Below are 6,326 nucleotides of genomic sequence, written 5' to 3' on the forward strand. Positions count from 1 at the left end.
GCGTTGCTTGCCAGGATGGGCTCGACCACCGACTGCAGCCATTCGTCGCCGGCGGCGATCTTCTCGTCGTTCGAGCAATCGCGCGTCCCGTCCTCGCAGTCGTGCATGTTGCGCGTCTGGTCCGGCACCACGTAGACGAACGCGGGCAGCGCGCCCGCGTCGAGGTCGCCCTGGAACGCGCTGAACGGCACCATCTTCTGCCGGTTCTCCTCGAGCAGCCGCACGTCGGAGAAATACGCGAACGGGTTGTGCGACTTCACGTACGGATACGCCTTGTCGCCCAGGTAACCGGCGCTGGGCATGCTCGCCAGGTACGCCTTCCAGCTCACGCCCGCCTGCCCCATCTCGCGCGCGATATTGTTCTGCGTCACGATGTCGGCGAAGTTCAGGTCGTTGGAGATGATGTCGCCGGTGGTGAGCATGAAATAGTTCCCCAGCGACGGGTGGGTGTTGGCGTAGAAGTTGTCGGCCGAGGCCCACTCCTGCATCAGCCCGTTCAGGTAGGGCGCGTGCGGGTTCCCCACCACTCCCTCGTACTTCTGGTTCTCGAACACGACGAGGAAGACGCGGCGGCTGACCGGCCTGGTCTGGTGGACCGGTTCCGGCGGCAGGTTCACGTCGCTGACGCCGCGGCAGCTTTGCAGCACGGACGCGAGCGCGGTGATCAGGAGCAACGACAGCAGGGGCCGAGACGCACGCATCCGAGCAGGGACCTGGTTCCTGGGGCTGCAATCCCGTCGGATGCTGTGCTGCTGGCCGTGGTTGCTGCTGGCCCGGGCTGCTGCCGCTGCTCGCCACGAAATCTTTTTCCGTAACACTTCTACTCTGCTGGCCCGGCGCTTTGCGCCCGCTTTCCCGCTCTGTTAGTGTTACTTCTTCCCCGACAGCGTTCCTTCCACGGAGGCTTTCGATGGTCCTGATCCTCATCCTTGTCGTCCTGCTGGTGGTCGTCGGCGTCGTCATCGGCATGTACAACAGCCTGGTCGGCCTGCGCGTCCGCGCCGACAACGCCTGGTCCGACATCGACGTCCAGCTCAAGCGCCGCCACGACCTCATCCCCAATCTCGTCGAGACCGTGAAAGGCTACGCCGCGCACGAGAAGGGGACCTTCGAGAACGTCGCCAAGTTCCGCTCCATGGCGATGCAGGCCACCGGCCCCGCCGAGCGCGCCGCCGCCGAGGGACAGCTCACCATGGCGCTCAAGAGCCTGTTCGCCGTCGCCGAGCAGTACCCGCAGCTGCGCGCCTCGGAGAACTTCCAGAGCCTGCAGAACTCGCTCAACCAGGTAGAGAACTCGCTCCAGGAATCGCGCCGCTACTACAACGCCGTGGTGCGCGACCTCAACACCAAGATCGCGACCTTCCCTTCGAACATCATTGCCGGCATGTTCGGCTTCACGCCGCGGCAGTTCTTCGAGCTCACCGCACCCGCCGAGCGCGAGGCGCCGGCCGTGAAGTTCTAGCGGGCGTCATGACGGCGGCACTCCGCGTGCGCTGGCTCTGCGCCTTCCTGCTGCTGCTCTGCGCCTGCTCCGCGCAGGCCGCCGAGCGCAGCTGGCGCATCGCCGACTTCCACTCCACCATCCAGGTCGAGCAGGACGCCGAGATCCTCGTCACCGAACGCATCACGCTGGTCTTCATCGGCCAGTGGAACGGCATCTACCGCAACATCCCCGTCGAGTATCCCGGACCGAACGACACCAACTACTCGCTCTTCCTGAAGGTGGTCGAGGTCGCCGGCGACGACGGCCCGCTGAAGTACGAGCAGCGCACCGAGGGCGGCGAGCGCCGCCTGAAGATCTACGTTCCCGGCGCCCGCGACGCCAAGCGCGCCGTCACCATCGTGTACCGCGTCCGCAACGCCGTCCGCTTCTTCCCCGACCACGACGAACTCTACTGGAACGTCACCGGCAACGACTGGCCGGTGCCCATCGACCACGCCTCCGCCCGCGTCACCTTCCCCGCCAACGCCGCCGGACAGCTCCGCGCCCAGGCCTTCACCGGCGTTTACGGCTCGCATGACCAGGAAGCGACCGCGACGGCCGACGGCGCGCAAGCCTCGTTCGAGACCACCAACCCCCTCGCCATGCGCGGCGGGCTCACCGTCGACGTCTACCTCCCCAAGGGCATCCTCGACGAGCCCTCGGTGCTCGCGCGCGCCGTCTGGTTCGTCCGCAGCAATCCCATCGTGCTGCTTCCGCTCGCCGCTTTCTTCGTGATGTTCGGGCTGTGGTGGTGGAAGGGCCGCGACCCCGACGTCGGCCTCTCGGTCGCGGCGATGTACGAGCCGCCCAAGGACATGTCGCCCGCCGAGGTCGGCACCATGGTCGACGACTCCGTCGATCCCCGCGACATCACCAGCACCCTCATCGACCTCGCCGTGCGCGGCTTCATCCGGATCGAGGAGAAGCAGGAGAAGGTCCTGCTGTTCACCACCACCGATTACGTGTTCCACCTGCTCAAGGGCCGCGACCAGTGGACCGCCCTCCGCCCCCACGAGCGCACCATGCTCGGCAAGATCTTCCTCGGCGCCAACGCCGGCGAGACCACTTCCCTCTCCAGCCTGAAGAACCACTTCTACACCGTCCTGCCGACCCTGAAGGAAGAGATCCTCTCCGAGCTGAAGAAGAAGAACGTCTACAGCGTGGATCCCGACCAGGCGAACATGTGGCGGCTCCTCGGCGTCGCGCTCATCGCCGCGCCCTTCGTGCTGCTCCAGGTCTTCGGCATGGCCAGCGTCTTCACCTCGTTCTGGCTGGCGGCGCTGAGCATCGCGCTCGCGCTCGTCATCGTGTGGCTCTTCGGCCGCCAGATGTCGGCCAAGACGCTTGCCGGCCAGAAGGACTACATCGCCGTCCTCGGCTTCCAGGAGTTCATGACGCGCGTGGAAGCCGACCGCCTTCAGCGCATGCCGCCCGACACCTTCGAGAAGGTCCTGCCCTTCGCCATGGCGCTCGGCGTGGAGCAGCAGTGGGCAAAGAAGTTCGAAGGCATCCTTCGGGATCCGCCCAACTGGTACGCGGGCGCCGACGCCACCCGCATGCACTTCAGCCCGTACAGCTTCAGCCGCGGTCTGGGCGCGATGTCCAGCCAGGCGCACAGCGCCTTCGTCTCCGCCCCGCGCTCCTCTTCCAGCGGCTCCGGATTCTCCGGCGGCGGCTTCTCTTCCGGCGGAGGCTTCTCCGGCGGCGGCTTCGGCGGCGGCGGCGGCGGCGCCTTCTAGCATCCGCTGGCGGCGGGCGGCTGCCCGCGGAGCTAAGCTGCTGCGGACGAGCCGGAACTCTGCGACCCGCCTCCAGCCGCCCGCTGGCGGCCCCGGTTTTCTGCCAACACCTCCTCTCGCCCTCACATCCAACCTCTTGTTCCCCGGAAATCGAGGCACCGTCATGCCACGTTCGCATTCGGCAGACATACCGCGGTACGACACGTATCCCGCGCCCACGCCTTCGGAAGCGGCTTCCACGCCGCAAGACTGGCCGTACGAGCCCAAGACCGACGTCGACGTGCGCACCATCGGCAATCCCCGGCTCAACGAGACGGCCGAGCGCATCGGCGACACCCTGGGGCGCGTCGTCAACGTCGCGCGCACCGCGCGCCGCCGCGCGGAAAACGTCGCGAGCGGCTCCGGCGAGGTTGCCGGCGGCCTCAAGGAGCGCGTGAACGAGTTCGGCGAGCAGGCCCGCGCCCGCATCGAAGACCTGCGCGGCCGCGTCGAGGACCAGATCCACGACGCGCGCCAGGCCGCGCGCGCCCGCCTCGATGAGGCCCGCTCCCTGGCGCGCGAGCGCCTCGACGACGCGCGCTGGCGCGCCCGCGTGCGCGCCGAGCAGGCGCGCCGTTACGCGCATGACAACCCGCTGCAGATCATCGCCGGCGCCGCCCTGGCCGGGCTCGCGCTCGGCGCCGGACTGCGCCTCTGGAGGTCGCGCCATGAATAGCGAGAGAGTGAACAACGGCGGCGCCAGGTCGCTCGCCGTCGTGCTGCACGAGATCAAGGACGACCTGAAGGAGTTCCTCCAGACACGCTACGACCTGCTGCGCAGCGAGCTGAGCGAGAAGCTCGCCGTGTGGAAGACCTCGCTGCCGATGATCGTCGGCGCGCTCATGCTGGCGTGGAGCGGCTTCCTCGCGCTCACCTTCACCTTCATCGCGCTGCTGCGCCCGCTGTTCGCGAGCGAGTACGCCTGGGCCATCGCCGCGGGCATCGTCGCCGCCGTCTATTTCCTCGTCGCCGGCGTCATCGCGTGGCTCGCCTACCGCGAGCTCACCTACACCGGCGTCGCACCCACCCGCACCATGCAGGTCCTCAAGCAGGACCAGGTGTGGTTGCAGAATGAAGCGAGGCAACAGCCATGACCAAGGGAATGCCAGTGGAAGTCCTGGAGGCGCGCGCCAGCGAGCAGCGCCGCCAGTTGCATAACGACGTCGCCGAGCTCCGCTCCGCCATCCGCGAGCGGCTCGACGTCCGCAAGCAGGTCGGCCCCTACGTCTTCCCGGCCTCGGGCGTGGCCGCGGTCGTCGGCCTGGTCTTCGGCTACGCCCTGACCGGCCTCTTCACCGACTAAGTCTTTCCTCCTAGGCGGGGCGGCTGCGGCCGTCCCGCGCGTTTTTGCCCTTTTCGCGGGGCACGGCCCCGCGTTATCCGTGATATAAACATTTCACTTTCTCAGGCGCCACGTCGCAGGAGGCCAAGTTGTCCGACGCGCGGACCGGCAAACGTTTCCCCTTGCAGCTGCCGATCACCATCGAGTCTTCGTCCGCCAAGCAGAGCGGCACGACCGGCAACGTGAGCGCCGCGGGCGTGTACCTCGAAGCCGACACCAAGCTGGAGATCGGCTCCGCCGTCCGCTTCGACATCCGCCTGCCCAAGGACGTGCTCGGCACCAAGACCGACGTGACCATCCGCTGCACCGGCCGCGTCGTCCGCAAGGAAGCTTCCAGGCAGGGCAAGAGCGGTCTGGCGTGCGTGATCGACGACTACGAGTTCAAACGGGGCAAGTGACGAGGCCATGCTGAAGGTCATCCTGGCAGACAACCAAGCTATCTTCCGCGCCGGCGCCGCCAAGGTGCTCGCCGTCGAGGACGACCTGCGCATCGTCGCGCAGGCCCAGAACGCCGAGCAGGTCGCCATGTCCATCGACCGCTTCCGCGCATCCGTCCTCATCATCTCCGAGACGCTCGCCGAGAACCTCAGCAAGATCGTCGCCGACGCCCGCAAGCAGAAGACCCAGGTCGTCATCGTCTCCGACAAGCCCGACAACACCGCCGACCTCGTCCGCACCGGCGCCGCCGGCATCGTCTTTCGCTCCATCACCGGCGCCGCCCTGGTCGAGTGCATCCGCAAGGTCTCCAAGGGCGAGAACTTCGTGCAGGACACCGCCGTCGCCAAGGAAGTGGAAGAGAGCGACCAGGTCGGCGCCCGCGTCCGCGACCGCCTCACTCCCAAGGAGCTGAAGATCGTCGCGCTCGTCGTGCAGGGCTACAAGAACAAGGAGATCGCCAGCCGCCTCGGCACCACCGAACAGGTCATCAAGAATTATCTGCGCAACGTCTACGACAAGATCGGCGTCGGCGACCGCCTCGAGCTCGCGCTCTTCACCATCCACCACCGCATCCTCGCGGAAGCCGCTGCCGCCACCACCGCCGGCGGAAGTTCCAAGTAGCTACGCGGCTTTCTTCTCGCCGCCGCGCGCCGCCTCTTCCAGCTTCGGCAGCTCGATGGTGAAGGTGGTCCCCTGGCCCGGCTCGCTGGTGAAGTGGATCGCCCCACCCAGCGCCTGCACGATGCGCTGCGCCCCGGAGAGTCCCAGCCCCGTCCCCTTGGCCTTGGTCGTGAAGTAAGGCAGGAAGATCTTCTTCTGCAGGTTGAGCGGGATGCCGGCGCCCGTGTCGCTCACGCTGGCCACCACCCGGCCGTTGCTTTCCGCGCAGCGCACCGCGATCTTGCCGCCGCCCTCGCGCATCGCCTGGATGGAGTTGATCACCAGGTTGGTGATCACGCGCCGCAAGTCCGCGGGATTGCCCCGCACCGGCGGCACCGGCCCCAAATGCCGCTCCACCTTGACGTTGGGCAGCTCCCGCCACAGCGGCTGCGTCAGCTCCAGCGCCTCTTCGATGACCTGGCACAGGTCCACCGCGCGCGGCTCCCCCGTCCCGCCCCGGATGTACTCCCGCACCCGCGTGATGATCTCCGCGCCCCGCCGCACCGCGTTCTGGATCATCCGGAGGTAGCCGGCGTTCTGCTCCGGGGTGCCATCCCGAATCTCCATCACCGCGGTCGCCTGCGCGATGGTGTCGAGCACGTTGTTGAAGTCGTGCGCGATGCCG

General features: G+C 67.5%; 9 protein-coding genes. 7 read left to right on the forward strand and 2 right to left on the reverse strand.

Features of this window, described 5'->3' with window-relative positions; all coding sequences use genetic code 11:
- Window positions 1-701, reverse strand: a 701-nt coding sequence (locus VLA96_10370) for an alkaline phosphatase family protein (protein ID HSE49599.1), incomplete at its 3' end; no start/stop codon positions are given.
- Between the two features lie 209 nt (window positions 702-910).
- Between VLA96_10370 and VLA96_10375 the strand changes: the two genes are divergently transcribed.
- The 7 genes from VLA96_10375 to VLA96_10405 all read left to right on the forward strand — a co-directional run bounded on the left by VLA96_10375 (window position 911) and on the right by VLA96_10405 (window position 5,662).
- Window positions 911-1,462: a LemA family protein gene (locus VLA96_10375; GenBank protein HSE49600.1), complete on the forward strand. Its 552-nt coding sequence runs from the start codon at window positions 911-913 to the stop codon at window positions 1,460-1,462.
- A gap of 8 nt (window positions 1,463-1,470) precedes the next feature.
- Entirely contained in the window at window positions 1,471-3,222 is a 1,752-nt protein-coding gene (locus tag VLA96_10380) for a DUF2207 domain-containing protein (GenBank protein ID HSE49601.1), read from the forward strand.
- Between the two features lie 163 nt (window positions 3,223-3,385).
- Window positions 3,386-3,937, forward strand: coding sequence for a hypothetical protein (locus VLA96_10385; protein HSE49602.1), 552 nt, complete (start codon window positions 3,386-3,388; stop codon window positions 3,935-3,937).
- Window positions 3,930-4,355, forward strand: a complete 426-nt coding sequence (locus VLA96_10390) for a phage holin family protein (protein HSE49603.1) — start codon at window positions 3,930-3,932, stop codon at window positions 4,353-4,355. Before VLA96_10385 ends, VLA96_10390 begins: the two co-directional genes overlap by 8 nt.
- On the forward strand, window positions 4,352-4,564 hold the full coding sequence (locus VLA96_10395) for a hypothetical protein (protein HSE49604.1): 213 nt from the start codon (window positions 4,352-4,354) through the stop codon (window positions 4,562-4,564). Before VLA96_10390 ends, VLA96_10395 begins: the two co-directional genes overlap by 4 nt.
- A gap of 128 nt (window positions 4,565-4,692) precedes the next feature.
- The gene (locus VLA96_10400) at window positions 4,693-5,001 is read left to right on the forward strand and encodes a PilZ domain-containing protein (GenBank protein HSE49605.1); all 309 of its coding nucleotides are present in this window, start codon (window positions 4,693-4,695) and stop codon (window positions 4,999-5,001) included.
- Between the two features lie 7 nt (window positions 5,002-5,008).
- Complete coding sequence (locus VLA96_10405; GenBank protein HSE49606.1) at window positions 5,009-5,662, forward strand: response regulator transcription factor; 654 nt, start codon at window positions 5,009-5,011, stop codon at window positions 5,660-5,662.
- On the opposite strand, the gene VLA96_10410 is transcribed toward VLA96_10405, so the two are convergent.
- The coding region (locus tag VLA96_10410; protein ID HSE49607.1) for a HAMP domain-containing sensor histidine kinase at window positions 5,663-6,326 on the reverse strand (664 nt) is incomplete at its 5' end.

This window comes from Terriglobales bacterium (assembly GCA_035457425.1).
GTDB lineage: Bacteria > Acidobacteriota > Terriglobia > Terriglobales > Acidobacteriaceae > JACPNR01.